The 26,196-nt window shown below is 40.6% G+C and carries 24 protein-coding genes; 6 read left to right on the plus strand and 18 right to left on the minus strand.

Going from position 1 to position 26,196, the window contains the following annotated elements; genetic code table 11:
* The first annotated feature begins 48 nt into the window (after positions 1–48).
* The 4 genes from AB657_RS15040 to AB657_RS15055 are packed head-to-tail and all read left to right on the plus strand — an operon-like array spanning position 49 to position 3,726.
* Complete coding sequence (locus tag AB657_RS15040) at positions 49–987, plus strand: mevalonate kinase family protein (protein WP_047247246.1); 939 nt, start codon at positions 49–51, stop codon at positions 985–987.
* A gap of 12 nt (positions 988–999) precedes the next feature.
* Entirely contained in the window at positions 1,000–1,905 is a 906-nt protein-coding gene (locus AB657_RS15045; RefSeq protein WP_047247247.1) for a geranylgeranylglycerol-phosphate geranylgeranyltransferase, read from the plus strand.
* On the plus strand, positions 1,905–2,855 hold the full coding sequence (locus AB657_RS15050; RefSeq protein ID WP_047247248.1) for a carbon-nitrogen hydrolase family protein: 951 nt from the start codon (positions 1,905–1,907) through the stop codon (positions 2,853–2,855). The genes AB657_RS15045 and AB657_RS15050 overlap by 1 nt, the downstream gene beginning before the upstream one ends.
* Positions 2,856–2,883: 28 nt before the next feature.
* Complete coding sequence (locus tag AB657_RS15055; protein WP_047247249.1) at positions 2,884–3,726, plus strand: pseudouridine synthase; 843 nt, start codon at positions 2,884–2,886, stop codon at positions 3,724–3,726.
* A gap of 57 nt (positions 3,727–3,783) precedes the next feature.
* Here AB657_RS15055 and AB657_RS15060 read toward each other — a convergent pair whose 3' ends face one another.
* The 18 genes from AB657_RS15060 to AB657_RS15145 all read right to left on the minus strand — a co-directional run bounded on the left by AB657_RS15060 (position 3,784) and on the right by AB657_RS15145 (position 24,166).
* Entirely contained in the window at positions 3,784–5,379 is a 1,596-nt protein-coding gene (locus AB657_RS15060) for a M1 family metallopeptidase (protein ID WP_084696439.1), read from the minus strand.
* 31 nt (positions 5,380–5,410) lie between these two features.
* Positions 5,411–6,691, minus strand: coding sequence for an argininosuccinate lyase (gene argH / locus AB657_RS15065; RefSeq protein WP_047247251.1), 1,281 nt, complete (start codon positions 6,689–6,691; stop codon positions 5,411–5,413).
* Positions 6,692–6,753: 62 nt separating this feature from the next.
* Positions 6,754–7,818 carry a M20 family metallo-hydrolase gene (locus tag AB657_RS15070; RefSeq protein WP_047247252.1) on the minus strand — a complete coding sequence of 355 codons (1,065 nt, stop codon included), beginning with the start codon at positions 7,816–7,818 and terminating at the stop codon, positions 6,754–6,756.
* Positions 7,819–7,820: 2 nt separating this feature from the next.
* The gene (argB, locus tag AB657_RS15075) at positions 7,821–8,600 is read right to left on the minus strand and encodes an acetylglutamate kinase (RefSeq protein WP_047247253.1); all 780 of its coding nucleotides are present in this window, start codon (positions 8,598–8,600) and stop codon (positions 7,821–7,823) included.
* 1 nt (position 8,601) lies between these two features.
* Entirely contained in the window at positions 8,602–9,348 is a 747-nt protein-coding gene (locus AB657_RS15080) for an SDR family NAD(P)-dependent oxidoreductase (protein ID WP_047247254.1), read from the minus strand.
* A gap of 12 nt (positions 9,349–9,360) precedes the next feature.
* Positions 9,361–10,299 carry a Rossmann-fold NAD(P)-binding domain-containing protein gene (locus tag AB657_RS15085; protein WP_047247255.1) on the minus strand — a complete coding sequence of 313 codons (939 nt, stop codon included), beginning with the start codon at positions 10,297–10,299 and terminating at the stop codon, positions 9,361–9,363.
* Positions 10,300–10,354: 55 nt separating this feature from the next.
* A complete protein-coding gene (gene proB / locus AB657_RS15090; RefSeq protein WP_047247256.1) occupies positions 10,355–11,131 on the minus strand; it encodes a glutamate 5-kinase in 777 nt (258 codons plus the stop codon).
* A gap of 28 nt (positions 11,132–11,159) precedes the next feature.
* Positions 11,160–12,359 carry a glutamate-5-semialdehyde dehydrogenase gene (locus AB657_RS15095; protein WP_084696440.1) on the minus strand — a complete coding sequence of 400 codons (1,200 nt, stop codon included), beginning with the start codon at positions 12,357–12,359 and terminating at the stop codon, positions 11,160–11,162.
* On the minus strand, positions 12,356–13,483 hold the full coding sequence (locus AB657_RS15100) for an aspartate aminotransferase family protein (RefSeq protein WP_047247257.1): 1,128 nt from the start codon (positions 13,481–13,483) through the stop codon (positions 12,356–12,358). Before AB657_RS15100 ends, AB657_RS15095 begins: the two co-directional genes overlap by 4 nt.
* A complete protein-coding gene (proC, locus tag AB657_RS15105) occupies positions 13,480–14,274 on the minus strand; it encodes a pyrroline-5-carboxylate reductase (protein WP_047247258.1) in 795 nt (264 codons plus the stop codon). The genes AB657_RS15100 and proC overlap by 4 nt, the downstream gene beginning before the upstream one ends.
* A gap of 31 nt (positions 14,275–14,305) precedes the next feature.
* A complete protein-coding gene (gene argC, locus AB657_RS15110) occupies positions 14,306–15,280 on the minus strand; it encodes an N-acetyl-gamma-glutamyl-phosphate reductase (protein WP_047247259.1) in 975 nt (324 codons plus the stop codon).
* Positions 15,273–16,463, minus strand: a complete 1,191-nt coding sequence (gene argG, locus AB657_RS15115; protein ID WP_047247260.1) for an argininosuccinate synthase — start codon at positions 16,461–16,463, stop codon at positions 15,273–15,275. The genes argC and argG overlap by 8 nt, the downstream gene beginning before the upstream one ends.
* A gap of 73 nt (positions 16,464–16,536) precedes the next feature.
* Positions 16,537–17,148 carry a GNAT family N-acetyltransferase gene (locus tag AB657_RS15120; RefSeq protein WP_047247261.1) on the minus strand — a complete coding sequence of 204 codons (612 nt, stop codon included), beginning with the start codon at positions 17,146–17,148 and terminating at the stop codon, positions 16,537–16,539.
* 241 nt (positions 17,149–17,389) lie between these two features.
* Positions 17,390–18,571: a mannosyltransferase gene (locus AB657_RS15125; protein ID WP_316933225.1), complete on the minus strand. Its 1,182-nt coding sequence runs from the start codon at positions 18,569–18,571 to the stop codon at positions 17,390–17,392.
* A 375-nt stretch (positions 18,572–18,946) separates the two neighbouring features.
* A complete protein-coding gene (locus tag AB657_RS15130; RefSeq protein WP_047247263.1) occupies positions 18,947–20,431 on the minus strand; it encodes a cellulose synthase family protein in 1,485 nt (494 codons plus the stop codon).
* A gap of 1 nt (position 20,432) precedes the next feature.
* Positions 20,433–21,122 (minus strand): glycosyltransferase family 2 protein, encoded by a 690-nt coding sequence (locus AB657_RS15135; RefSeq protein WP_047247264.1) that lies wholly within the window; start codon positions 21,120–21,122, stop codon positions 20,433–20,435.
* 105 nt (positions 21,123–21,227) lie between these two features.
* Positions 21,228–22,808, minus strand: coding sequence for a 4Fe-4S binding protein (locus AB657_RS15140; RefSeq protein WP_047247265.1), 1,581 nt, complete (start codon positions 22,806–22,808; stop codon positions 21,228–21,230).
* 11 nt (positions 22,809–22,819) lie between these two features.
* Entirely contained in the window at positions 22,820–24,166 is a 1,347-nt protein-coding gene (locus AB657_RS15145; protein WP_047247266.1) for an NAD(P)/FAD-dependent oxidoreductase, read from the minus strand.
* Between the two features lie 166 nt (positions 24,167–24,332).
* On the opposite strand from AB657_RS15145, the gene AB657_RS15150 reads away from it, so the two are divergent.
* Entirely contained in the window at positions 24,333–25,052 is a 720-nt protein-coding gene (locus AB657_RS15150; protein WP_047247267.1) for a DUF547 domain-containing protein, read from the plus strand.
* A 97-nt stretch (positions 25,053–25,149) separates the two neighbouring features.
* The gene (locus tag AB657_RS15155) at positions 25,150–26,157 is read left to right on the plus strand and encodes a glycoside hydrolase family 113 (RefSeq protein ID WP_047247268.1); all 1,008 of its coding nucleotides are present in this window, start codon (positions 25,150–25,152) and stop codon (positions 26,155–26,157) included.
* The last annotated feature ends 39 nt before the right edge of the window (positions 26,158–26,196 follow it).

Here is a 26,196-nt window from a genome sequence, read left to right on the forward strand (position 1 = left end):
TTGGTTATCTTTAAAGTACTAAACATCATTATCCATTGATATTTGCAGATGAAAGGACCATTATTTTACTCTAAGATTCTTCTGTTTGGAGAATACGGGATCATTAAAGATTCCAAGGGGCTCTCTATACCCTATAATTTTTTTAAGGGTGCGTTAAAGCGCAATAAAAACAACTCACCGGAAGCAAAGGAATCTAATAGGGCATTGGCCGGTTTTGCAGAATATTTAGAAGAATTAACGGAGAAAGAACCTACTTTGGTTTCTTTTGATCTAGAGCGTTTAAAGGAAGATGTTGCTAATGGTATGTATTTTGACAGTTCTATTCCACAGGGCTATGGTGTAGGTAGTAGTGGTGCTTTGGTGGCCGCCATCTATGATAAGTATGCCGAAGATAAGATTACGGTCTTAGAGAACCTTACCCGTGAAAAGTTATTAAGGCTTAAGACCATTTTTGGTCACATGGAATCCTTTTTTCATGGTAAATCTTCTGGTTTGGATCCTTTGAACAGTTATTTGAGCTTGCCTATTCTGATCAATTCAAAAGATAACATAGAGTCTACCAGTATTCCATCTCAAAACATGGAAGGAAAAGGAGCCGTATTTTTACTGGATAGCGGTTCTACAGGTGAAACCGCCCCCATGATACAGATTTTTATGGATCAAATGAAGAATGAAGGATTCAGAAAAATGATAAAAGATCAGTTTATTAAACATACAGATGCCTGTGTAGAAGATTTTGTGAATGGTAATGTAAAATCGTTGTTCAGAAATTTAAAACAGTTATCGCATGTGGTACTGGACAACTTTAAGCCGATGATACCCGTAAAGTTCCACGATCTATGGAAAAAAGGTATAGAAACCAACGAGTATTATCTAAAACTATGTGGTTCTGGTGGTGGTGGCTATTTTTTAGGGTTTACCGAAGATTTTGAAAAAGCAAAAGAAGCTCTTAAAGATTATAAATTAGAGGTGGTGTATAACTTCTAGGATCTTCCAACAATGCTCAACAGAAAAAATAAACTCTTACTATTAAAGGTATTGAGTCTATTTTCTGTAGTAAGAGGTTACAATCTTTTGATCATCGTTTTGGCCCAGTATTTGGCGTCTATCTATATTCTTGCACCACATTTACCGCTAAGAAAGGTAATTTTCGATGTGGATCTTTTTGTAATCGTATTTGCTTCAATATTGGTTATTGCCGGAGGATATATAATAAATAACTTCTACGATGCCGAAAAAGACCTGATTAACAAACCCACAAAAAGTATGTTGGATCGCTTGGTGAGCCAACGTTTTAAGTTGACCACCTATTTTGTGTTGAATTTTTTTGCTGTTTTTGCCGCTAGTTATGTGTCCTTTAAGGCGGTATTATTTTTTTCTGCCTATATATTCGGTATTTGGTTTTATTCACATAAACTAAAGAAAATACCCTTTGTGGGTAATTTTGTTTCGGCGACCTTGGCTATTACACCTTTTTTTGCCGTTTTCGTTTATTATAAAAATTTCGAGACCGTAATCTTTGTGCATGCCGTATTTCTCTTCTTGCTTATTTTGTCGAGGGAAATAATAAAGGATTTGGAAAATATGTCCGGCGATATGGCACAGAATTATAGAACCATTCCTATTATCTATGGGGTCGGGGTGTCTAAAATACTGATAACCATTTTAATATTGTTGACTCTTATACCCTCTTTGTTGTTGATTTTTAAGTTCGATATAGGTTATATGCATTACTACTTTGCAGGTTGTATTGTTTTGTTGATCTTATTCTTGTTTATATTATTTAAGTCCAATACAAAGAAGCAATACGTTTGGCTACATAATATTATAAAATTGATTATAGTGGTAGGCGTCTTTAGTATTTTATTGATTAATGTAAATTTAGTGTTGAATAGAATTTTATAATGGAGAATATATTGAAAGTGGCCATGGCTCAAATTTCACCGGTATGGTTGAATAAGGATGCTACTTTAAAAAAGATAGAAACTGCTATTAAAGAAGCGGGGCAAGAGAATGCAGAGCTTTTGGTTTTTGGTGAGGCCCTTTTGCCAGGTTATCCATTTTGGTTGTCATTGACCGATGGTGCTGCTTGGAACACTAAGGTCAATAAAGAATTACACGCTCACTACGCCCGTAATGCCATACAGATTGAAATGGGCGAACTGGATTCGGTGTGTAAACTTGCACAAAAGAACAAAATCGCTATTTATTTAGGAATTATAGAAAGGGCCCAAAATCGTGGAGGGCACAGTTTATACTGTTCTTTGGTATATATTGATGCCAATGGAAAAATCAAGTCCGTACACCGTAAGTTACAGCCTACTTATGATGAGCGTTTAACGTGGGCTCCCGGTGATGGAAACGGACTTCAAGTGCATAGCCTTAAAAAGTTCACCGTTGGCGGGCTCAACTGTTGGGAAAATTGGATGCCTTTGCCCAGAACTGCCTTGTATGGTCAAGGTGAGAATCTACATATTGCCGTTTGGCCCGGCAGCGATTACAATACAAAGGATATTACACGTTTTATTGCTCGCGAGTCTCGGAGTTTTGTAATTTCGGTTTCCTCGTTGATGAAGAGAGATGATTTTCCTGAAACAACGCCGCATTTAGACGAAATATTAAAAAAAGCACCGGCAGTAATGGCCAATGGAGGATCCTGTATAGCGGGTCCGGATGGGGAATGGTTGGTAGAGCCTGTGATAGATAAGGAAGGCTTGCTGTACCATAACCTCGATTTTAACCGGGTTTATGCAGAACGCCAAAATTTTGATCCTGTAGGTCACTATTCAAGACCCGATGTTACCAAGTTAATCGTAAATAGAGAAAGACAATCTACTATAGAGATCAAAGATTAAAGCTACCTTTGTATAAAATCAGGAAGTTATGAGCAGGGATGATTCCAAGAAGGATAAAAGAGTATCAGGTAGGCAAGGAGGTAATTTCAGAAAGAAGAGCTATGCGCGTGGCAATGCTCCCATAAAGAAGAATACGGCCCCAAAGCAACCTAGCGACCCCAACTCAATTCGCTTGAACAAGTATGTCGCCAACTCAGGAGTTTGTTCTAGGCGAGATGCAGATATATATATTGCGGCAGGCAGTGTTACCGTAAATGGAAAACCTGTTACCGAAATGGGGTACAAGGTAAAATTGACCGATGAGGTGAAGTTTGACGGACAAATATTGAATCCGGTCAAAAAGGAATACGTTGTACTCAACAAACCAAAAGATTTTACGACCACCATTAGGGATGAAAAAGGAAAAAGACATGTTTCGGGCTTAATTTCCAATGCGTCCAAATCAAAGCTGTTACCCGTAGATAAGTTAGATAAAGAAGATACCGGATTATTGGTTTTTACCAATGATGGTGATTTGACCAAGCGCCTAAAGAGCCCTATAAACGGATTGCGAAAAATATATCACTTGGTCTTGGACCAAGATTTGAGCAGTGCCGATCTCAAAAAAATAGAAGAAGGAGTCATCGTTGATGAAAAAGTGGTGAGGGTCCACGACATCAGTTATATTGATAATGCACCAAAAAGGGAAGTAGGTATAGAAATCTATAGCTCTAGAAACAAAATTGTACAACGGTTGTTCGAACATTTGGGCTACAAAGTCGTAAAATTGGACCGCGTTGTGTATGGTGGACTCACAAAAAAAGATTTACCCAGAGGTCATTGGCGCTATTTAACGGAGCAAGAAATCATCAATTTTAAGATGATCAAGTAAATAGGCTCCAACGGTCATATGATACATAAAATTTATGTACCATAGGTGCTAGGTATCTTATTTTTCTTCGAACAATAGCCAAGATTCGGGGTCCAGTACCACATCATCGGGTTTATCGTCGAGTTTGATCGTAAAGTTTTTTAAGGCAGCATCCATTTCCGTTTGGTAGATGGTGATTTTTCCATCTTTTTTGACCCCTATTTCCAAGGGAAACTTAAATATGTGGTGTTTTTGAAGCTGCTCTAGATTGATCTGTAGTCGCTTCTTGTTGTAGCTCCAGTTCCATTTGATCTCCGGATGCCCTTTGGTAAAGATCCATTGTTGGAAAAAGGCTTTTAAATCTTCGCCGGAGACCTCTTCCATGATTTTTCGAAAATCAAAGGTAAGGGCGTTCGAGTTTCGGAAGGCTTTGTAATAGGCTCGTATACCTTCCCAGAATTTTTCATCCCCTATTTCATGGCGTAGCATGTTCAAGACCCAACCGCCTTTTTGGTAGGTGTTGACACTTAAGACATTCATAGGATCTGTAATGCTTGGGTCTACAATGGGTGAGGGGTTCTTTAGATAATAGTCGATAATCTGCTTACGGTCTAGCTCTAATTCCTCTTTTCGCTTCTCATTGCCGTATACACTTTCCTGATAGAGTATAGCGAAGTAGGTAGCAAAACCTTCGCTGAGCCACACGTGGTTCCAGTCGTTTTCACTGGCGGAGTTTCCAAACCACTGGTGGGCAATTTCGTGGGCGATCAGTCCTTCTACCTCATTTTTTCCGTTGACCGAATTTTCAAAATAAGCAATAGTGCCCGCATTTTCCAGTCCGCCCCATTGGGTCTTGGCCTGCATATTCGCCAGTTTGGCGTATGAATACGGACCAATGTTGTCTATAAAATATTTTAATACTTTGGTGGCCACCCCGTAATCGGAAAAGCCCTCGAGTCGGTTTTCGGGGTATACCCAGGCCGAAACAGGAATATCGTAGACCTCGTCAAGCAGTTTACTGGCGAATTTCGTAACACCGATGGTCACCACTTTCATGGCCACAGGGGCCGGCTCTTTGTACGTGGTAAGCTTTAATCCGTTGCCTAAGTAGCTTTCCTCTATTTTTTCGCCAGTAGCCACCACGTCGTAATGGGCTGGAGCCTTAATCCGGAATTCAATTGTTGCCTTGTCGTACGGGTGGTCTACCGAAGGAAGCCAATGCCTTGCCAAGTTGGGCCAGTTATCGCCAAAGAAAGAACGTTGTCCGAATTTGGTGGTATCGATAACGAGTCCCCTCTCGGGTATACCCTCATAAACCACTTTGTAAGTCCGATTTTTTTCTTCGGATGGAGTGGGTACAATTTTTATTTTATTGCCTTCATAACTATAGTTTGCAGGTTGGTCTCCCTCAAAAACACCGGAAACGTTCATACCATAGGTACCCGATTTGGCAATGAGATCCAGGGCAAATGGGGTGGTACCGTTTTTAAAGTCGACCGTAATTTCGGCCTCGCCTTTTATCTTGTTCGATTCATCGTTTAAAGTAAGACCAAAGACATAGTTCTGTACGTCGGCAGACGTATTTCTTAGGTAAGTGTCTTGGGCTTTTAAGCATAACCCGATCATTAAAAAAAGAAAGAAAATGAAATGTTGGTAATGCGCTTGTTTTTTCATGAATCGGTTTTTCGGCGGTAGTTGTGCTAATTTATGAAATCTTCTCCATCTTGGCCCTGATTTCCTCTAGGCATAAATTTCCCAGACTGCCTTCGTGGGTATGGTGGATGTCGCGTTTAGGGGTAAAGGTGCCTTCCTGAATCTCCATTCCCATTTTTTTATAGGCGTCCCTAAAGGGCATGCCGCTCTGTACCAGCTCGTTTAGGGTGTCGACACTAAAAAGGTAGTCGTATTTGGGGTCTTCCAGTATACCCTTGTTTACCTGCATTTCCTTAAGGCTAAAAGTCAATATTTCCAAACACGCTTTCATATCTTGAATAGCGGGAACAATAATTTCCTTCACCAATTGCAGGTCCCTATGGTAGCCACTGGGAAGGTTGTTGATGACCAAGGTCAACTGATTGGGAATGCCTTGTAGCTTGTTGCATTTGCCCCGTACCAATTCAAAAACATCGGGGTTCTTTTTATGTGGCATAATACTGCTGCCGGTAGTCAATTCGTCCGGGAAGGATACAAAGTTGAAATTCTGGCTCATGTACAGGCAAATATCCATGGACAGTTTTGATAGGGTAGCGGCAATGTTCGCCATTCCAAATGCAGTGGCTTTCTCTACCTTGCCACGGCCCATTTGTGCGGCCACTACATTATATTTTAAGGTCTTAAAGCCCATTTCTTGGGTCGTGAAACTTCGGTCTATTGGAAAGGAGCTTCCATAACCTGCGGCACTCCCCAACGGATTCTGGTCCGCTACTTTATAGGCGGCATCGACAAAATACAAATCGTCGATAAGGCTTTCGGCATAGGCCGATAACCACAGGCCAAATGAGGACGGCATGGCAATTTGTAAGTGCGTATATCCGGGCAACAGAACATCTTTATATTTTTCGGCCAGTTGCAATAGCAGATCAAAAAGTTCTTTGGTACCTGATTTTATTTCTGAAAGTTCGTTTTTCAAGTATAGGTGCATGGCGACCAAAACCTGGTCGTTTCTTGACCGTGCGGTGTGTATTTTTTTTCCGGTATCGCCCAATTTTTCCGTGAGTACGTATTCGATTTTCGAGTGCATGTCCTCAAAGGAATCCTCGATGGTAAATTCTCCTTTTTCAATGGTTTCGGCAATGGCATCCAGTTCTGTCACCAAGGCAGAAGTTTCCTCTTCGGTCAACAATCCTATTTTGCCCAGCATCTTGGCATGGGCCTGCGAGGCGATTACGTCGTATTTCGCCAAGTGCAGATCCAGTTCGCGGTCGTTACCTACAGTGAAATGGTCTATTTTTTTGTCTGTGCTAAAGCCTTTGTCCCAGAGTTTCATAATTGTAAGTTTGCATTGATCAATAAACAATTATCCATCGATTTTTGTTTACTGATTATTGTTTATTGTAAAAATCCTTTTAATAAGTTAATGTACAGGTCAATTCCCTCTTCAATTTCGTGAATGTAAATATACTCATCTGCAGAATGCGAACGGGTACTGTCGCCAGGGCCCAATTTCAACGATTGGCAGTTTAAGGCCGCTTGGTCCGACAAGGTGGGCGAACCGTAGGTCTTTCTTCCCAATGCGATCCCCGACTGCACAAGGGGATGGTCTTTGGATATGGACGAGGAGTTTAACCGTAGCGAACGTTCCTTTAATTCACAGGGAGCTTCCTTTTTTAACAGTTCGGCAATTTCGGCATTGGTGTATTTGTCGTTTACCCGAACGTCTACGACCAATTCTACCTTGGCAGGTACCACATTATGTTGGGTTCCCGCGTTTATTTGCGTAACGGTCATTTTCACAGGTCCCAGAACGTCTGATACTTTCGGGAATTTATAGTTTTTAAACCACTCTAAAACCTCAATGGTGTTGTAAATGGAGTTGTTGTCGTTCGGGTGTGCGGCGTGTGAAGGCATACCTTTTACCACGGCATCGAAAACAATGAGGCCCTTTTCGGCAATGGCCAAATCGAGTAGGGTAGGTTCCCCGACGATGGCCACATCAATTTTGGGAAGCAAGGGTAAAAGTCCCCTTAAACTATTGGGGCCGGCACTTTCTTCTTCCATAGAGGCCACCATCAAAATATTGTGGTTGAGGTTCTGTTCGGCGTAGTAATGGGTAAAGGTAGCCATGAGGGAAACCAAGGCTCCGCCGGCATCGTTGCTTCCCAAACCATACAGTTTACCATCTTCGATATGGGGGAGAAAGGGATCTCTTGTATAGGCCGAATTCGGTTTTACGGTATCGTGGTGCGAATTGAGAAGAAGCGTGGGCTTGTTTTCGTCAAAATGCTTGTTCACCGCATATACGTTGTTGATGTGGCGTTTGCACGGAATGCCGAAAGCCTTGAACCAGTTTTCAATGGCATCGGCGGTCTTGTCCTCCTCCGATGAGAACGACTGGATCGAGATCAGTTCCTTTAGTAATTCTATTGCTTTTTGCGTTAATGCTGCTTGTTCCATTTTTATAGGGTAAGGGTCGTGAATAAGGTAGCTTTGGGGTCGAGCATGCCAATATCCCCAATGCGTACCTGGTGTACGTTTTTGTGAAGGGCATGAAAACAATTCTCCATTTTGGGAAGCATGCCGTCGGCGATGATCTTTTGCTCAAGTAGGCTTTGGTACGATTGGCTATCGATATGTTTTACCACCGATGTGTCATCGTTTACATCCATCAAAACCCCCTTTTTCTCAAAACAATAGTAGAGGGTGGTCTCGTAATTTTTGCTCATACCTATGGCGAGTTCCGAGGCAATGGTGTCGGCATTGGTGTTCAGTAATTGTCCTTTGCCGTCATGCGTCATGGCACAGAAAACGGGGGTAAGGCCGGCTTCTAAGAGTTTGGATACCGTTGGGGCGCTTACGCCGTCAACATCCCCGGCAAAGCCGTAATCGATCTCCTTTACCGGTCGTTTATGGGCCTGAATGGTATTGCCGTCGGCACCACTGAGTCCAATCGCATTACAGTTGAGCGACTGCAGTTCGGCCACGATGTTCTTGTTTACGAGTCCGCCATAGACCATGGTAATGAGTTCGAGGCTTTGGGCGTCGGTAATGCGGCGTCCGCCGATGAGTTTTGATTCTATTCCGAGTTTTTTGCCCAGTTGGGTGGCCAGTTTTCCGCCGCCGTGGACCAATATTTTTGGGCCTTCCAGTTCGGAAAACGCCTTTAGGAACTTAGAAAGTTCTTCTTTGTTTTCGATGACGTTGCCGCCGATCTTTATGATGGATAATTTCTTTTTCATGTTACGAATTTATGATTCCTCCGTCAATGGTCATAGCCGTACCGGTGATCCATGACGCATCTTCGGACACCAGAAAAAGGGCCAGTTTGGCGATATCTTCGGGCGTGCCCAATCGATTTAACAAGGTGGATTCGGCTGCATTTTCAACGGCCTTGTCCGGGTTTTTGAAGGCTTGTGCCGAATTCCATAGCAAAGGGGTGTCCACCGGGCCCGGACACATGGCGTTCACCCTGATGTCGGGTGCGTACTCTACGGCCATTTGCTTCATCAGTGCCACGGCCCCTGCTTTTGAGGCACAGTAGGCAGGGTGGTTGGGGAAGCTCTTGAAGGCCGCAATGGATGCGTTGATCAATATACTTCCTTTTTCTTTTTGTAAATGGGGAAGGGCAAACTTGGAGAGTGAAAAAATACTCGTCAAATTGGTTGCCAGGGTTTCGTTCCAAAGTGCATCCGAGAGATTGACAACATTGCCCAATCCGAGTATACCGGCATTAAGTGATACGATATCTAGCTTTCCAAAATTTTCTAGGGCGCTGGAGACCAAGCTTTCGTTATAGGAGGCATCCTTAACATCGCCTGCTACGAATATGGAGTGGGGCAATTGTTCGGACAGTGCGATGCCCCGTTCTTGGTTTCTACCCGAAAGCACCAATTGGGCCCCTTCGGCAGAAAACTGCTCGGCTATGGCCTTGCCCATTCCACTCGTGGCCCCCGTAATAATGCATACCTTGTTCCCTAGTTTTTTGATGGCTAGTTGTTTTTAATTGTTTTCCAGAATTTTCTTGAGTACCACCTGCGCCGCATAGGTTCGGTTGTTGGCCTGCTCTATGACGAGGGATTGGTCGCTGTCCAACACATCATCTGAAACCACCACGTTTCTTCGTACCGGTAGGCAGTGCATAAATTTGGCCTTGCCTACTTTTTCCGGGGTCATGGTCCAGCTTTTATCTTGGTTCAGTACTTTTCCGTAGTCGGTATAACTGCTCCAGTTCTTTACATAGATGAAATCGGCATTTTCACATGCCTTTTTCTGGTCGTATTCAATGGGCGTTCCTCGGGTGATCTCGGCATTGAGCTCATAGCCTTCGGGGTGGGTGATCACAAAGTCGGCATCCTGCAACTGCATCATTTCTACGAATGAATTGGCTACGGCATGCGGCAGGGCCTTCGGATGCGGGGCCCATGACAGTACCACTTTGGGCCGTTTCTTTGTGTTTTGTTCGGCCAGGGTAATGGCATCTGCAAGGGCCTGTAAAGGGTGACCTACCGAACTTTCCATGTTTACGATGGGTACGGAGGCGTACTTTTTAAATCCGTTCAATACTTTTTCCGATTCATCCTCCTCCTTGTCCTTTAATCCGGCGAAAGCCCTAATGGCGATAATATCACAGTATTGCGAAATAACCTGGGCGGCCTCTTTGATGTGTTCCGAGGTGCCTTGGTCCATAATGGTTCCGTCAGCGTATTCCAAGGCCCAACCTTCACTACCAAAATTCATGACGATAACCTCTAGGCCTAGGTTCATGGCTGCCTTTTGGGTGCTTAGGCGGGTACGGAGACTGTTGTTGAAAAACAACAGCCCAATGGTTTTGTCGGTACCTAGGTTCCTGTGTTTTTTAGGGTTCTTTTTTAGGTCTCGGGCTTCTTCTACCCAATTAGGTAATGAGTCTATGTCCTGTACGGAGAGGTAATGCTTCATTGCTGTTTTATTTCTCTGGCTATTTTTGTTTTAATTTAGATGTCCTAATCGTTTTTTAAAGGCTGTCTTTGGTCTTGATCTTAGTGTGTTTTCCCAACCCTTTAAAAGCATCGGTGATAAAGCTGTCGTTAAGACCGTTTACGATCCATGTTTCAATGTTCGCTTGCTGGGCAATAGTGGCCGCTTCAACTTTTGATTGCATGCCCCCGGTACCGTGCGATGATTTTTGTGAACTGATCTGGTGTTGTAGGTCATGGACCCCCAGAACTTCATAAATAGTTTCCGGTTGTCCTTTTTCGATAGAGATTTTGGTGTATATACCATCGGTATTGGTGGCAATCATCAACAGGTCGGCGTTGAGCAAGGTAGCTGTTAATGCGGCCAACTTATCATTGTCACCAAACTGGATCTCATCTGCAGCTACCGTATCATTTTCGTTGATGATGGGAATAAAGTTATTGCTGATCAAAATATCTATCGTGTTCTTAATGTTGGCCTTTGATTTCTGATTCTCAAAATCGGAGTAAGACAAAAGACACTGGGCCGCAAACAGGCCAAGTTCACGAAAACTTTCTTGAAACATTCGCATTAAATGGGGCTGTCCAATGGCTGCTAAGGCTTGTTTTACGTTAATGTCCTCACCATTGTGCTCCAATTTTACAAACTGCTTGGCAGCGGCTATGGCACCTGAGCTTACGATGATAAACTCATAGTCGTCTTTAAGGGAGGCAATCTGCCTACCGATATCCTCTATCTTTCCCCGAGAAATCTGATTTGTTTCCTTGGTAAGTGTATTGGAGCCAATTTTTAGTAATATTCTTTTTTTAGACATAGTATTTTGATCTAAGCTAAAGAAGGTTTTAATTTCTTGTTTGCCCGTTCCCTTTTACGTACCATTTATTGGTTACCAAATGTTGTAAGCCTATAGGGCCTCGTTGGTGCAATTTATCGGTGCTGATGGCCAGTTCTCCACCTAGGCCAAATTGGCCTCCATCGGTAAAACGCGTTGATGCGTTATGATATACGGCCGCAGCGTCTATAGAGGTCATAAATTCATCCGCTTTTTCATTATTGTTGGTAATGATAGCTGCAGAATGACCGCCTCCATAGGTATTTATCAATTGTATCGCTTCTTTTAAATCGGGCACTTGGCCTAACAGAATTTTATAATCCAAGAATTCTTCGAACCAAACCGCATTACTGCCCATAAGTGATGTGCCTTCTAGGCCTTCCAATTTTTTATCCGTTAAAATTTCGACATTATGTCTTTTCAATGCTTTTACAAGATGTTGCAAAAATTCTTGTTTTCTAGGTAAGTTTCTTGAAACAAGAACTTTATCCAAAGCATTGCATGCTGATATTTTTGAGGTTTTGCCGTTAATAATAATATCCGCGGCCATTTCTAAATCTGCCTCATCGTCTATGTATAAAAAATTGTTTCCTCGTCCACTAACAATTACCGGACATGAGGCATGTTGTTTTACAAAGGCAATTAGCCTTTCTCCTCCCCTAGGTACAATTAGATCTATTTTCTGCGAGGGTTTTTCAAGAAAAGCCTGTGTTTCAGTTCTACTAAATTGTAGGTAGGTGACCCAATTCGTGTCGGCTTCGTTTGCTTCTAGAGCCTTGTGCCATAGATCCACCAGGAACAAATTACTGTGCAATGATTCCTTACCGCCTTTTAAAAGTATTTTGTTGCCTGATTTAAAAGCGATACCGGCCGCTTCGATAGTTACATCGGGCCTAGATTCATATATGATAAGAATGGTTCCGAAAGGTGCCGTTTTATTGCTTACCTGAATACCATTGTCATGGGTAAAGCTAAAACGTTCCACGCTCAATGGGTCTTTTTGTGTCGCAAGTTGTTGCAAGCTCAAGACCATGCCCTCTATTTTTGCTTGGTCGACCTTTAGGCGATCTCTCATGGCCAAGTCATCACCCTCATATTTTTCAAGGTCCATATGGTTTGCGACCATTAAGGCTTGTTTTTTTTCGGCGATTAGTTCGGCCATGGTCATTAAAACAGCATTGCGCACTTTTATGTTGAGTTGCTTGTTCACGGTAGTTGTGCTTTTAGTGCATTAAAGAATATATCGATGTGTTTTTCGGTAATATTTAGGGCGGGTAATATTCTTAATAACTTTTTGTTTTTTGCCCCACCGGTAAACAAATGCTGGTCATATATTAGTTTTTTTCTAAGTTCGGCTACTTCGAAATCAAATTCAAGACCTAGCATTAACCCTTGGCCTTTTACTTTTTTTACCTGTGGAATTTCTTTTGCTTTTTCTTTGAAATAGGCACCTATTTTGGCAGCGTTCTCAATAAGGTTTTCTTTTTCCAGTACCTCTAAAACAGCCAAAGAAGCTGCACAAGCCAAGTGGTTTCCTCCAAAGGTAGTTCCCAATAGGCCATAACTTGCCTTTATATCTTCATGAATTAAAATACCTCCGATCGGAAAGCCGTTTCCCATTCCTTTGGCAACACTTATGATATCTGGTAAAATGTTATGGTGTTGAAATGCGAAAAACTTACCGCTTCTTCCAAAACCGGATTGTACTTCGTCTGCAATGAGCAGGGTGTTGTTTTGTTTGCACAGGGTTTCCGTTTCTTTAAAAAAATCCTTGGTCGGTTCATCCAGACCACCTACACCTTGTATCGGTTCTATTATTACGGCACATACATCGCCTTTCTCCAATTCTTTTTGAAGGTTATTGATATCGTTAAAATCTAGGAAAGTAACGGCTTGTTGCTTGTTTATGGGAGCATTAATGGTCGCATTGTCCGTTGCGGCAACAGCGGCGGAAGTTCTTCCGTGAAAACTGTTTTTAAAAGCGATCACTCTAGATTTTCCGGTCACGAAGGAAGCCATTTTTAAGGCGTTTTCGTTGGCTTCGGCACCAGAGTTACAGAGAAAGAGGTTATAGTTTTCACAGCCCGATAGAGTGCCTAATTTTGTAGCAAGTTCTTTTTGTAAAGGGTTTTGGACTGCATTGCTATAGAAACCAATTTTGTTCAACTGGTCAGAGATTCTTTTAATATAATGTGGATGGGAGTGTCCGATTGATATGACGGCATGGCCTCCATAAAAATCAAGATATTCTTGACCTTTATCATCTATTACTATGATTCCTTTGGCGGAAACAGGTGTTACGTCATATAAGGGGTATACATCGAATAGTTTCATTTCTTTTTGAATTCTGTTATTTTATCATACGAAGCCACTATGCCTTGAATAAGGGAAGAGCTGAGTCCTTGATGTTCCATTTCGTTTAAACCTTGTATGGTACAGCCCATAGGAGTGGTCACCCTGTCTATTTCTTCTTCGGGATGATTGCCGGATTGAATCAAGAGTTTAGCGGCACCATTGCAGGTGTGCATGGCCAATTCTTGGGCTTCTTTGGCATCGAAACCTAATTGTATGGCCCCTTGTGTAGTAGCTCTTATAAGTCGCATCCAGAAAGCAATGCCACTTGCGCAGATTACTGTTGCTGCTTGCATTTGAGCTTCGGGTATTTCCATGGAATGTCCCATTCTATTAAAAATGGATTTTGCCAATTCAATTCTTTTTTGGCCTTTTTTGTTACTGCATAAACAAGTCATGGATGCTTCTACCGAAATAGCAGTATTGGGCATACTTCTAATAATATAGTTGTCTGGCCCTATAATGTTTTCGATTTTATAAATCTCAAATCCCGTAATGGTCGAAATAATCACATGGTTGTCGTTCAACAAATCTTTAACATCTTCCAAAATTTTCGAAAAATGGCCAGGTTGTACCGCAAAGATTAGAATGTCGGAGTTAGAAACGGCCTCACGGTTATCGGAAGTAACGGTAACATTACCATAGTTTTCGTATTTGGAGATAGCTTCCGTATTTCTTTTGGTGAGGAACATTTTGGTGGCTCCATTGGTATTTAAAATACCTTTGGCAATGGAAAGTCCCAAATTACCGGCTCCTATTATTGCGATTTTCATATCTTATAGTATTGGTTAATAATGGTTTTTGTTAAAATACACTTGCCTTGAGGTTTAGTCCAAGATCTTCCTCGAATCCAAAAATCAAGTTCATGTTCTGTACTGCTTGTCCTGAAGCTCCTTTTAATAAATTATCTATTGCCGATGTTATTAAAAGGGTGTCCTCATGTTTGTGCAAGTGAATATGACATTGATTGGTGTTTACCACTTGCTTTAAATTAACGGGGTCTTCCGAGACTTGTGTAAAGACGGCGTCGGTGTAAAAATCGCTGTACAATTTTTGCGCATTTTCTAAACTACCTTCAAAATGGGTATAGGCAGTTGCTAGAATACCCCTTGTGAAATTTCCTCGGTTAGGAAGAAAAAATAGTTCTCCCGTATCTGGTTGCAATCTGTGTAAGCTTTCGTTTATTTCACCAAGATGCTGGTGGGTAAATGGCTTGTACCAGCTTACATTGTTGTTTCTCCAACTAAAATGTGATGTGGCAGACGGACTAACACCGGCCCCGGTACTTCCAGTTACCGCGTTGATGTGTACGGCCGAATTAAGTTTGCCTGCTTTGGCCAGAGGCAACAGGGCCAATTGTATCGCTGTGGCGAAGCACCCCGGATTCGCTATAAATTCGGCATTTTCAATTTGTGGTTTATTAAGCTCTGGCAGTCCGTACACAAATTCTTTGCCGTTGAAATTGGCGTCGGCCTCTAGTCTAAAATCATTGCTAAGATCAATAATTTTAGTGTTCGATGAAAAATCGTGTTCTTTTAAGAATTTGGACGAGTTGCCATGACCTAGGCACAAAAAAACAATATCAACATTCAAATGTACTTCCCCTGTAAACTGTAGATCTGTAATGCCCAACAAGTCGGGGTGTGCAGAGGTCAAAGGTTTGCCTGCCCTGGTGGTGGAATATACAAAATCGATTTGCATACCAGGATGGTTCAATAGAATTCTGATAAGTTCTCCCCCGGTATAGCCAGAGCCTCCAATAATTCCTGCTTTAATCATCGCTATTGTTTACATGGTTATATATTTTACCTGCATTTGACTGTATTTTTATAAAGCCTTTGGCTTCATCGGCCGTCCAACCTTTGTTCATTTCACCATAACTTCCAAAGGCGGCGTTCATTAGGTCATGCGGAGACGATATACCGTTTAACCTAAACTGAAATGGATACAGTGTAACGAATACATCACCGGATACTGTTTTTTGGGTGTCGGTCAAAAAGGCCTCTATATTTCTCATTACAGCATCTAGATAATTGCCTTCATGTAAAAGCATACCGTAGAAATTTGCCTGTTGTTCTTTTTGAAACTGTTGCCATTTTGTCAAAGTATGTTTTTCCAATAAGTGGTGTGCTTTGATAATGATCAGTGCCGCGGCCGCTTCAAAACCTACCCTGCCCTTTATGCCGATAATGGTGTCACCTACGTGAATATCTCTACCTATGGCGTATTTAGAGGCCATGGCTTCCAATTTTTCAATGTTGTTTACCGGTGTGTCCTTTACGCCATTTATGGCAATCAACTCCCCTTGGTTAAAGGTAAGTTTTACATCCGTTGGATTTTTTTCTTCTAACTGGCTGGGGTATGCACTGTCTGGCAATGGTTTGTCGGAAGTCAATGTTTCGTCGCCACCAACAGATGTTCCCCAAAGACCTCTGTTGATAGAGTATTTTGCCTTTTCCCAAGAATATTCGATACCGTTTTCTTTTAGATATTCGATTTCTGTTTCCCGGGCAAGTTTGTTGTCCCTGATAGGGGTTATGATTTCTATTTCAGGAGCTATGATTTGGAAGATCATATCGAACCGTACTTGGTCGTTTCCTGCTCCGGTACTACCATGGGCAATGTATTTGGCGCCAATCTTTTTTGCGTAGTTTACAATTTCAATTGCCTGTACAATTCTTTCGGCACTTACAGAAAGGGGGTAAGTGTTGTTTTTAAGTACGTTTCCAAAGATCAGGTATTTTACCACCTTGTCGTAAAAAGTCTGCACCGCATCTATAGAGGTATACGAAGAAGCTCCCAGTTCTAAGGCTTTTTCCTCGATGGTCTTAATTTCTTCAGGAGAAAAACCGCCGGTGTTTACACTTACTGCATGTACTTCAAATCCTTTTTCTTTTGATAAATATTTGGCGCAATATGAGGTGTCCAATCCTCCACTGTATGCTAATACTAATTTCATGATGCTTTATTTTGTTTTCCTAATCGGAATATGGTTTATAGGGCAGGTTGTCATGCCCCTTAGAATGATTATTTTTCTATTTTTTCTTTTTTAAGAACAAAGATTCTTTTATGCTTTTTAATCTTCTAAACGACTTCTTGTCGATGCTCTTTTTTTCTTTTCTCTCTCTTTCGGGATCATGTAACATACCGGTACATAGGCACATTTTACGTTCGGTTCTAGTTAGGATATCGAAATTTTTACAGGTTTGGCAACCCTTCCAAAACTCTGGGTCATCGGTTAGTTCAGAAAAGGTTACGGGTTGGTAGCCTAGTTCATAATTTATTTTCATGACGGCTAGGCCTGTGGTGATACCAAATATCTTGGCACCTGGAAATTTCTCTTTGCTCAGTTCAAAGATTCTTTTTTTGATTTTTTTTGCCAAGCCTTGCCCTCTATAATCCGGATGTACGATTAAACCCGAATTGGCTACAAATTTTTCGTGTCCCCAAACTTCTATATAACAGAAGCCGGCAAAAGTATCCCCGTCCAAGGCAATTATGGCATTACCGTTAGATAACTTTTTCTGAATATATTCAGGAGTACGCTTTGCGATTCCTGTTCCACGTACTTTTGCCGATTCCGCGATGGTATTGCAAATAATCTGTGCGTATTTAAAATGTGATTCGTTAGCAACAACTAGCTTCATTGCTATTTAGATTTTAAGAAAATAAAGAAATAATTGATTTTGCTTGTGCGGAAATGGACTCACCTAATTCCATAAAATATACCCTACCCTTACGGGCGACGGCGGCGAAGTGCGAACGGACGACGTACGGGAGTAGAAATGCCCATAGTAGTTGATATGTAGTTTTGTTCGTTCATTGTGGGGGTAAATGTACAAATAATATTGGACCGACCTAATAGATGGAATTTTTTTTACAAAAACTTTAATTTTTGTTAGGATGTACAAAAAAATCGTAACTCATAAAACCTATCACTGAAATATATTCAATGGCCAGTAGTACGAGATTTTCTTTAAAATCTACCTGAGAATAGGCGAAATAACTTAAAACGATGGCTGCGGACCATATGATCGCATATCTATATGTGGTAAAAGAGGATAACAAAACCAAGAAAATTATATACCATGGGTGAACGGTGGTAGAGATCAAATAATAAATGGTCAATGCCCACATCATGGATTTTAAGAGTCCTAAAAGGGTGCTGTTTTTTCCAAAAAAAGTTAGTAGCAATATCACAGAAACAGTAATAATGGGTGTTATTTTACCATAGATCTTAATGAACTCCCATGGTTTTTGATCTAAATAAACAGCTATTTGTTTAATAAGGTTGTAGAGGCTGGCATTGAACTCAAAATTAGAAAACCACAAACTAAGGGTTTGTGAATAATTTGAAACAAACTCTAAAGTATAAAATGGGGCAAAAGACAGCGCCAGGGTACTTAAGACGATCATGTAAAACAGGATACTTCTTTTAAGTCCGAAGTATTTTAAAAAAAGAGGTAAAAATAACAAAGGCACCAATTTGATAGAAATGGAACACCCCAGCATTACTGCGGCCCATTGCCATTTTTTAACGGATAGTAAATACATGGACCACACGAAAAAGAACAACATTACACCTTCAAAATGAAGATTGCCCGTTAGTTCCACTATAACCAGTGGGTTTAGAAAATACCAAAAGATGAGATGGGGAGAACAGTTCAGTTTTTTTAAGAACTTTCTTCCAAAATAAAAAATTCCGATATCTGCGAGAATAATAAAACTTCTCATCGCAATTATAGAACCTAAAATCGTTTTTCCGCCCCATAGGGCTGCCATGGCAAAAATCAATTGGTTCAAAGGTGGATAGTTACTATAATGCTTGGCGCTTAGTTCTCCCATACCCATATATAGTTCTTGGGCATTGGGTATTATGTGGTCGGATTGTTGGATCAGTATGTTTGGTACTTCTACATACGGGTTTATGAAATTGCGCACCAATTCGCCATCCCAAATAAAACGATAAAAATCTTGCGATAAGTGAGGTTCTAAAGGCAAGAACACGAATCTGGCCAAAATACCTGCTGCCAAGAGAAACCTAAAATTCCATTTTTCGAATTGTATCAATTTTAGGTAAAAGAAAAAAAGAGCAAGAAATAAGGTTAGTAGTTTAATAAAATCTGTGCGCTCTGTCCGGTATGCAAGGGTGTAGTAAAACACCAGTGATAGCAACACAAATAGTATGGAGAATTTATGAAGTTTAAGGTACGTTGTTAACCTGGTAGACATTTTATAGTTTACATATGTAAGTGTGCGAATTTAAGCGATTTTTATGGCATTGATTTGAAGAGGGGGCTTAATTGGTGTTTTATGAAAGAATTCTTTTTTATCAACCTGTTAGAACTTAGTGATAGTAAGTTGCTTGTGAGGGCGGTGTAAATTAATGTACAAAAAAAGGATGGCATTTGTGCCATCCTTTTTTAATAGGTTTTTTAAGAATATTTATGCTCTGGAGGTTAACGATTTAAAGAAAACGAAACTAAAGCCCAAGAACAGCATAAAGTGAAACGGGAACAATCCGAAATCGTTTAGGGGTACCGCACTGTACATTCCAAACAAGAAGTATAACATCAAGGCAAACTCAAGTATCATGTTCGGTGACAATTTCTTTGCTAGGTATTTGTTGCCTTTCCAACTTTCGGTCAAATTGTTGATGTTGAATTTTGGGGTACGTACAAATTCACTCCTTTTTCCCATATGACCTTCTAATACGGCAATAGAATTGTGTAATGAAAACCCTAGGGCTACGGAGAAGAAGGTAAAAAAGAGTTTTATATAATCCACAAAATTATCAAAGCTACTTCCTTGAATGCTCTTATAGGTAAACCAATAACAGATGAACAAGATGACCGTACTGATCGTAAAGAGGCTCAGTAAAGAAAAGACCCAGTCTAAGTGGCCATATGTATTCTTTATGTATAACGATGGGATACTTAGTAGTGCGACCAAGAAGACACATAGGAACATAGAGCTGTTCAATAAGTGCATTACACCATGAAATTTTGTTCTAAAAGGAATGTTCTTTGCGGTAATAACGCTCCAAACAGTTTTTCTAAAGTTTTCGGCCCCTCCTTTGTTCCATCTAAATTGTTGTGAGCGTGCGGCACTGATTACAACAGGAAGTTCGGCAGGCGTTTCTACGTCTTCCAAGTATTTAAATTTCCAATTCTTTAATTGGGCCCTATAGCTTAGATCCAAATCTTCTGTCAATGTATCGCCTTCCCAGTTGCCTGCATCTATGATACATTCTTTACGCCAGATACCTGCGGTGCCGTTAAAGTTGATAAAATGTCCTTTACTGTTTCTGCCTACTTGTTCCAGTGTAAAGTGGGCATCCAAGGCAAAGGCCTGTATTTTGGTCAAGGTAGAATAATCACGGTTTAGGTGGCCCCAACGGGTCTGTACCACTCCGATTTCTTCGTCTTTAAAGTAGATGACCGTTTTTTTCAACCAGTCCGATGCAGGCATGAAATCCGCATCAAAGATAGCTATGAACTCTCCTTTGGCTATTTTGAGGCCTTCTTTTAAGGCACCCGCCTTAAAACCGGTTCTGTCCTCTCTTCTAATATGTTGTATATCTAGGCCGGTTTCTTGTAGTTCCGCGATTCGTTTTGCTGTTAACTCAACGGAGTCATCTGTAGAATCGTCTAAAACTTGAATTTCCAATTTGCTTTTTGGGTACTCTATTTTGGCAATATTGTCCAAAAGACGTTCCATTACATATTGTTCGTTGTATACCGGAAGTTGAATGGTGACGAACGGAATCTCCTTTGGGTCCATTAGATTGAATTTGGGAGCTGTTTGATTCTTTCTTTTTTGGCTTAGGTAATTGATCAATAAGTTCAATTGGGCCAAGCTGTAAAAAAAGATCAACAATAGGGAAATACTGTAAATGGCAATAATGATGTAAGATATTATCAATGTCATATTATTTTATACTGTATTTAAAGATCCAACCCAATATTTTGATACCCGCAAAGATACTACCTTTTACCGTACCAGACACTTTGGAGACTCCAATTCTTTTTTTGTAACGCACTGGTACTTCGGTATATGTCATTTTTTTTCGTAAAATTTTCAATTGCATTTCTACCGTCCATCCATAAGTTTTGTCCTCCATTTCCAATTCTTTGAGCTTTTCGTATTTTATGGCTCTAAAAGGTCCTAAATCCGTAAAATTTGCCCTAAAAAACAATCGCATTAAGAAAGTGGCCAACCAGTTGCCAAAAACTTGTTGCGGGGTCATGGATCCTTCTTCTCGCAAACTTTTTTTTCTGGCGCCCACAACAAAATCAAAGTCATTTTCTGTAATAGGGGCGACTACTTTGTCTAATTCTTCTGGATAATCGGAATAATCTCCGTCGATAAATACGATAATATCGGGTTGTTTGGATTGTTTGGCGACATAATCCATACCACAAAGACAGGCATAGCCATACCCTTTTCTGTTTTCTGTTAATACGGTTGCCCCTGCTAATCGGGCGTTCTTTGCCGTTTCGTCGGAAGAATTATTGTTTACTACAATAATCTCGGAAACCGTTTTAGGGAGTTCGTTTATGACGTGGGCAATAGAATCTGCCTCGTTGTAAGCGGGAATAATAACTATAATATCTACCATAATCCTGATAAGGGGTAATACCTTTTACCATGAGAATATCCATAGCAAAATTGTGGGCAAAGTTTATGAATTTAAATGAGAACGTATCTCTGTTTTTATGACAATCTACTTTTTGTTCATCAGTTGCATAAGGTCAACATCGTTTCCTAACAAAACTTCGGTAGGGTTAATTCTTCCTTCCTCAGGGCCGTTCTCTAGCTTAAGAACCCCTCTTGGGCACACGGCAGAACATACACCGCAACCAACGCAGCTGGATCGTATAATGTTCTCTCCTTTTTGGGCATACGCACGAACATCAATACCTTGCTCACAATAGGTAGAGCAGTTACCGCAAGAAATACATTGTCCGCCATTGGTAGTAATTCTAAATCGAGATTTGAAACGTTGCACAAAACCAAGGTAAGCAGCCAATGGGCACCCAAATCTACACCATACCCGGTTACCGAAAATAGGATAGAACCCAGTTCCGATTACGCCTGCAAAGACGGCGCCAATTAGTAAACTATAGGTGTTTTGAACACTTTGAGTCTTGATGCCCAATACCGTACCGGATTCGGTAAAGAAACTGTATAAGGTCATGCTTGTCATAATCACGGCAAAAAGCAGTACCCCATGTATTAACCAACGTTCTACTTTCCAAGAGAATAATGATTTGCTTGAGTGTTGACGGTAGGGGTCGCCAAGTGTTTCGGCCAGACCTCCACAACCACAAACCCATGAACAGTACCATCTTTTTCCAAAGAAATAGACCATAACCGGCACAATTACCAAGGTAAGAACAATACCCCATACGAGAATAAACAATCCTATTCCGCCACTGTTGAGCAATGATTTTAGATTCCACTGAAAAAAGAAATCATAGTCTAAAGGAAACGCGTTCTTAAAATCATAATAGGGCATTTGTAAGCGCACCATTATTTCAGGAATTAAGAAGGCAAACACTATCTGGAAGAACAGTACCGATGTGGTACGTACCATTTGGTATGCGTTATGGCGGTATTTAATATACATACGTATGGCCATTACAGTCATTACTACACAGTACATAAAACCATATACAAACCAGTGGCCGGCGGGGTTGCCGCTAAGACTTTCGCTTATGGGGTCGACCAGGAATGTCCAGTTTACGGCATATTCGGGGCTAAAGTATAAGACCAAATAAAAAGAAACCAGAAATATGAATACCAACCAGGCGATCCAACCCCTATTGGTGGTACTCTCATGATAGATGCCGTCATTTTTGATGCCTTTTTTGCCCAGTAGGATAACATTGGGCAGAATAAACATTAATGCTCCAATGATACCAAGGCCAAAGGTAAAGAACCACATTAGGCCTTTGTTTTGGGCTATAAAACCTGTGCCCGACTTTTTTCCGACCAAGGCGGCCATATCATGACCACTGGTGTAAATTACCTTTTTGTATTCCTTGTTTTTTTTGTGTTGGGCGTTGGCGTTTTCCAAGGCCGTAGTAATGGCAGGGGATAAACTTAACATGCCATTGAATTCTTTGTCCACTACATTTTGCTCAACAGCTTGGATAAAAGCATCACTTTTAATGTTTTTCTCCTTAATTATTTCTTCGAATGTGTTTTGGTCTAATTGGTAAGTGCCTATAACCGGAATGACCGTAAAAGTAGCCAGTCCTATTAAGAAGATGACCAGTCCTATATTTTTTATTGCTTTCATTTTGTATTTGGTTAAGCTTTGCTAAAAATTCGTTTCCAACTTTTTTTCTTAACGGATAAGCTGGTATGCATAACCGAGTTGTATTTTGAAATAATCTGTTTTTCGTAGTGCGAATAGAATTCGGGATCAAAATTGGCGTCTTTAAGGTGTTGCATCACATAATCTACATCACGTTCTTCTGTCAGCCAGCGATCAAATATCGCATGTCGCATACGAACACCGAAGGTATTGATACCGAGGAATTTCTTGGTGTCTTTATGATAGGCTACCGTAATACAGATATTTTCCTTTGCGTGGCGCCAATGAAAATGTTCTTCATAATCTTTTTTGTTACGTTCACTAAAGACCCAACCGTAGGTTTGATATTCAATATCAAGAAACTTTGCGGAGTTGAACCAATGTCCGGGGTTGTATTCCATAGGGTTTCCACATAGGGTCTGCGCCAAGGTTTCCCCCATCATTCTTCCGGTGTACCATACCGCTTCTATAGGCCTGCGATTACCAATTGCCTCATGCTGTTCCGCACAATCTCCAATAGCGTATACATCAGAAATATTGGTTTCTAAAAATCTATTGACCTTGACACCTCTGCCTATCTCGATGCTCGAATCTTTTAAAAAATCGACATTTGGGGTTACACCTGCGGTTAAGCCTACTACATTGCATGGTATAGTGTCTCCCTTGTCCGTAACAACGGCTTTGGCCTGCCCGTTTTCATCAGCCAATATTTCTTTTAAATTGGTGTTTAATCGAAGATCTATATGGTGTTCGGCAATATGCTCGTTGATCATTTGAGATTCGCCGGCCGGTAAAACGCCATTCCAAAAACTGGTTTCACGCACTAGAAACGTAACCGGAATTTTTCGGCTTCTCAACATTTCGGCCATTTCTATACCTATAAGTCCACCACCTACGATAACCGCTCTTTTGCACTGCTTGTTGTTTGGGGCGTATTTCTCTAAGTTATCTAGGTCTTGCTTCGAATATAGACCTTGTACTGCTTTTAGGTCTTGACCGGGCCAACCAAACTTATTGGGTTTGGAACCTGTTGCGATTACTAATTTGTCATAGGCAACGAATGTTCCGTTGGAGAGTTCCACCTTTTTATCGGAAGTATGTACCTTTTGCACAAATCCCTTAACCAAATGGATCCTATTTTTTTTCCAAAACCAGTTTTCGTAAGGTTGTGTATGTTCAAATTTCATATGGCCCATGTAGACATACATTAGTGCCGTACGGGAGAAAAAGTAATCGGTTTCTGATGATATGACCGTAATTTGTTTGTCGGATAACTTTCTTACGTGTCTTGCCAGAGTAATGCCAGATATACCATTTCCAATTATTAGAACGTGCTCCATAGATTAATTTTAATACATCATGTGTCGATTATAAAGGTAGTTACTTAACAATCATAGTTTATTTAGAATGATTTTAAATACGTTACCGTTTAATTTTTTTGTTCCTAAAGTAGGTTTGGAAGGCTATTTGCGACCTAGAATTAAATGGTAACTTAAATTAAAGGGCATGGTTAAATTTTTATGTAGTAGTATTTGCGTGTTCATGATCGGTTGTATTGTTAGGGGGCAAGAACTAACGGACTATATTGACCATGCCGATAAATTCTTAAAAACACATGTAAAGGACGGTAGGGTGAAGTATGCCGACATTAAAAAAGATCCTAGGGAGTTACTAAACTTATTGGAAATGGCAAGTGTAATTTCTGTTTCAAAATCGGAGAAGTACAATTATCAGGCATTCTGGATCAATACCTATAACTTATTGGTTATTGATGGTATTGTAAAAAATTACCCTCTAAAATCCCCTTTGGACGTTCCTGGTTTTTTTGATAAGATAATATATAATGCGGGAGGAACATACTTTACCTTGAACGATATAGAAAACACAATGCTTAGAGACAATTTTCCGGACGAAGCAAGATTTCATTTTGTTCTGGTATGTGCCGGGTTGGGTTGCCCACCTATAAAGAGTGGGGCGTACAAGCCATTATTATTAAAAGAACAATTGCAAGAACAAACGGTAAAGGCGCTCAATGACCCCAATTTTATAAAAGTGGATAATAACCAAGTGCAGGTATCACAAATTTTTGAATGGTACCATGATGATTTTGTTAAAAACGCCTTTTCTTTAAAAGACTTTATCAATCTCTATAGAAAAGAACAGCTTCCAGAAAATAGCGTACTGTCTTACTATACGTACGATTGGAGTCTAAACGAACTGCATTGAACCTTTATGTCTTGTGGCAAGTTTAACATAGTATTCTCTTTTTTGTCGTAAAAAGGCATTTGAAAAAAGGCTATTTTAGAAGGCATAATGTTTTAGTATGAAAAGGTTAGGACTTCTTTTTTTATGCTGTATCCAATTTTGTTGTTCAGGAAAGGCACAGAAAAAAATAAACGGGGTAAGTTTTGTGGCATCAAGAGAAGAAGTGGCACAGTCCCATGTAGATGAGATTATAAAGATAAATGCGAACAGTGCCGCCGTTATGCCCTTTGGTTTTATAAGAGACCTAGATTCCCCAGAAATCATTTTTGATACAGAACGGCAGTGGTTTGGAGAAACAAGAAAGGGTGCCGAACAGTATATAAAAATGCTTCAGAAAAATGGAGTAAATGTGATGTTAAAGCCTCAAATATGGATAGGTCATGGTCAATTCACAGGTGCTATAAAAATAGAATCGGAAGAAAGTTGGAGGCAATTGGAGTCTTCATATAGCAAATTTATATTGAGTTATGCGGAGCTTGCCCATGAAACGGCAGTGCCCATTTTTTGTATTGGTACCGAATTGGAAACCTTTATTGCCAATAGACCTGAATATTGGCAATCGTTGATAAAAAAGATTCGAAAGATGTATAAAGGAAAATTAACCTATGCCTCTAACTGGGACGAGTTCGGAAAAACACCGTTCTGGAAAGAACTGGATTATATTGGTATAGATGCTTATTTTCCTTTATCGGAGTCAAAAACACCCTCTGTTAATGAGTTGAAAGAGGGTTGGCAACCGTGGAAAAAGAAGATTATAGCGATTTCTACAAAGTTTGAAAGGCCGGTTTTGTTTACCGAATACGGTTATCGCAGTATGGACTATACGGCGAAAAAACCGTGGTTGGTAGATAGGAAAGAGGAAGGGGTTAACCTAAAAGGGCAGACCAATGCCAAAAAGGCGATTTTCGAAGAATTTTGGGGCGAAGAATGGTTTGCTGGTGGTTATGTGTGGAAATGGTTCATAAAACATGAGAAGTCCGGTGGTGCTTCCGATAATAGGTTTACGCCCCAGAACAAACCGGCACAACAGGTAATACAGGAACATTATGGTTCTTACATGAATTAATATGGTCGTATTTGGTCGTTGCCATTTGTTTAAAGTGTG

It is taken from the genome of Maribacter thermophilus (assembly GCF_001020565.1).
In the GTDB taxonomy this organism is placed as follows: Bacteria; Bacteroidota; Bacteroidia; order Flavobacteriales; family Flavobacteriaceae; genus Maribacter; species Maribacter thermophilus.

Excerpts from the sequence above, each read along its gene's own strand:
- AB657_RS15120 (WP_047247261.1), bottom strand. The coding sequence starts at position 17,148 with ATGAAGCTAGTTGTTGCTAACGAATCACATTTTAAATACGCACAGATT.
- AB657_RS15140 (WP_047247265.1), bottom strand. The coding sequence starts at position 22,808 with ATGAAAGCAATAAAAAATATAGGACTGGTCATCTTCTTAATAGGACTG.
- argH (WP_047247251.1), bottom strand. The coding sequence starts at position 6,691 with ATGAAACTCTGGGACAAAGGCTTTAGCACAGACAAAAAAATAGACCAT.
- AB657_RS15155 (WP_047247268.1), top strand. The coding sequence starts at position 25,150 with ATGAAAAGGTTAGGACTTCTTTTTTTATGCTGTATCCAATTTTGTTGT.
- AB657_RS15070 (WP_047247252.1), bottom strand. The coding sequence starts at position 7,818 with ATGGAACAAGCAGCATTAACGCAAAAAGCAATAGAATTACTAAAGGAA.
- AB657_RS15040 (WP_047247246.1), top strand. The coding sequence starts at position 49 with ATGAAAGGACCATTATTTTACTCTAAGATTCTTCTGTTTGGAGAATAC.
- AB657_RS15150 (WP_047247267.1), top strand. The coding sequence starts at position 24,333 with ATGGTTAAATTTTTATGTAGTAGTATTTGCGTGTTCATGATCGGTTGT.
- argC (WP_047247259.1), bottom strand. The coding sequence starts at position 15,280 with ATGATTAAAGCAGGAATTATTGGAGGCTCTGGCTATACCGGGGGAGAA.
- proB (WP_047247256.1), bottom strand. The coding sequence starts at position 11,131 with ATGTCTAAAAAAAGAATATTACTAAAAATTGGCTCCAATACACTTACC.
- AB657_RS15130 (WP_047247263.1), bottom strand. The coding sequence starts at position 20,431 with ATGACATTGATAATATCTTACATCATTATTGCCATTTACAGTATTTCC.
- AB657_RS15100 (WP_047247257.1), bottom strand. The coding sequence starts at position 13,483 with ATGAAACTATTCGATGTATACCCCTTATATGACGTAACACCTGTTTCC.
- AB657_RS15060 (WP_084696439.1), bottom strand. The coding sequence starts at position 5,379 with ATGAAAAAACAAGCGCATTACCAACATTTCATTTTCTTTCTTTTTTTA.
- AB657_RS15145 (WP_047247266.1), bottom strand. The coding sequence starts at position 24,166 with ATGGAGCACGTTCTAATAATTGGAAATGGTATATCTGGCATTACTCTG.
- AB657_RS15055 (WP_047247249.1), top strand. The coding sequence starts at position 2,884 with ATGAGCAGGGATGATTCCAAGAAGGATAAAAGAGTATCAGGTAGGCAA.
- argB (WP_047247253.1), bottom strand. The coding sequence starts at position 8,600 with ATGAAAAAGAAATTATCCATCATAAAGATCGGCGGCAACGTCATCGAA.
- proC (WP_047247258.1), bottom strand. The coding sequence starts at position 14,274 with ATGAAAATCGCAATAATAGGAGCCGGTAATTTGGGACTTTCCATTGCC.
- AB657_RS15085 (WP_047247255.1), bottom strand. The coding sequence starts at position 10,299 with ATGAAGCATTACCTCTCCGTACAGGACATAGACTCATTACCTAATTGG.
- AB657_RS15135 (WP_047247264.1), bottom strand. The coding sequence starts at position 21,122 with ATGGTAGATATTATAGTTATTATTCCCGCTTACAACGAGGCAGATTCT.
- AB657_RS15045 (WP_047247247.1), top strand. The coding sequence starts at position 1,000 with ATGCTCAACAGAAAAAATAAACTCTTACTATTAAAGGTATTGAGTCTA.
- AB657_RS15050 (WP_047247248.1), top strand. The coding sequence starts at position 1,905 with ATGGAGAATATATTGAAAGTGGCCATGGCTCAAATTTCACCGGTATGG.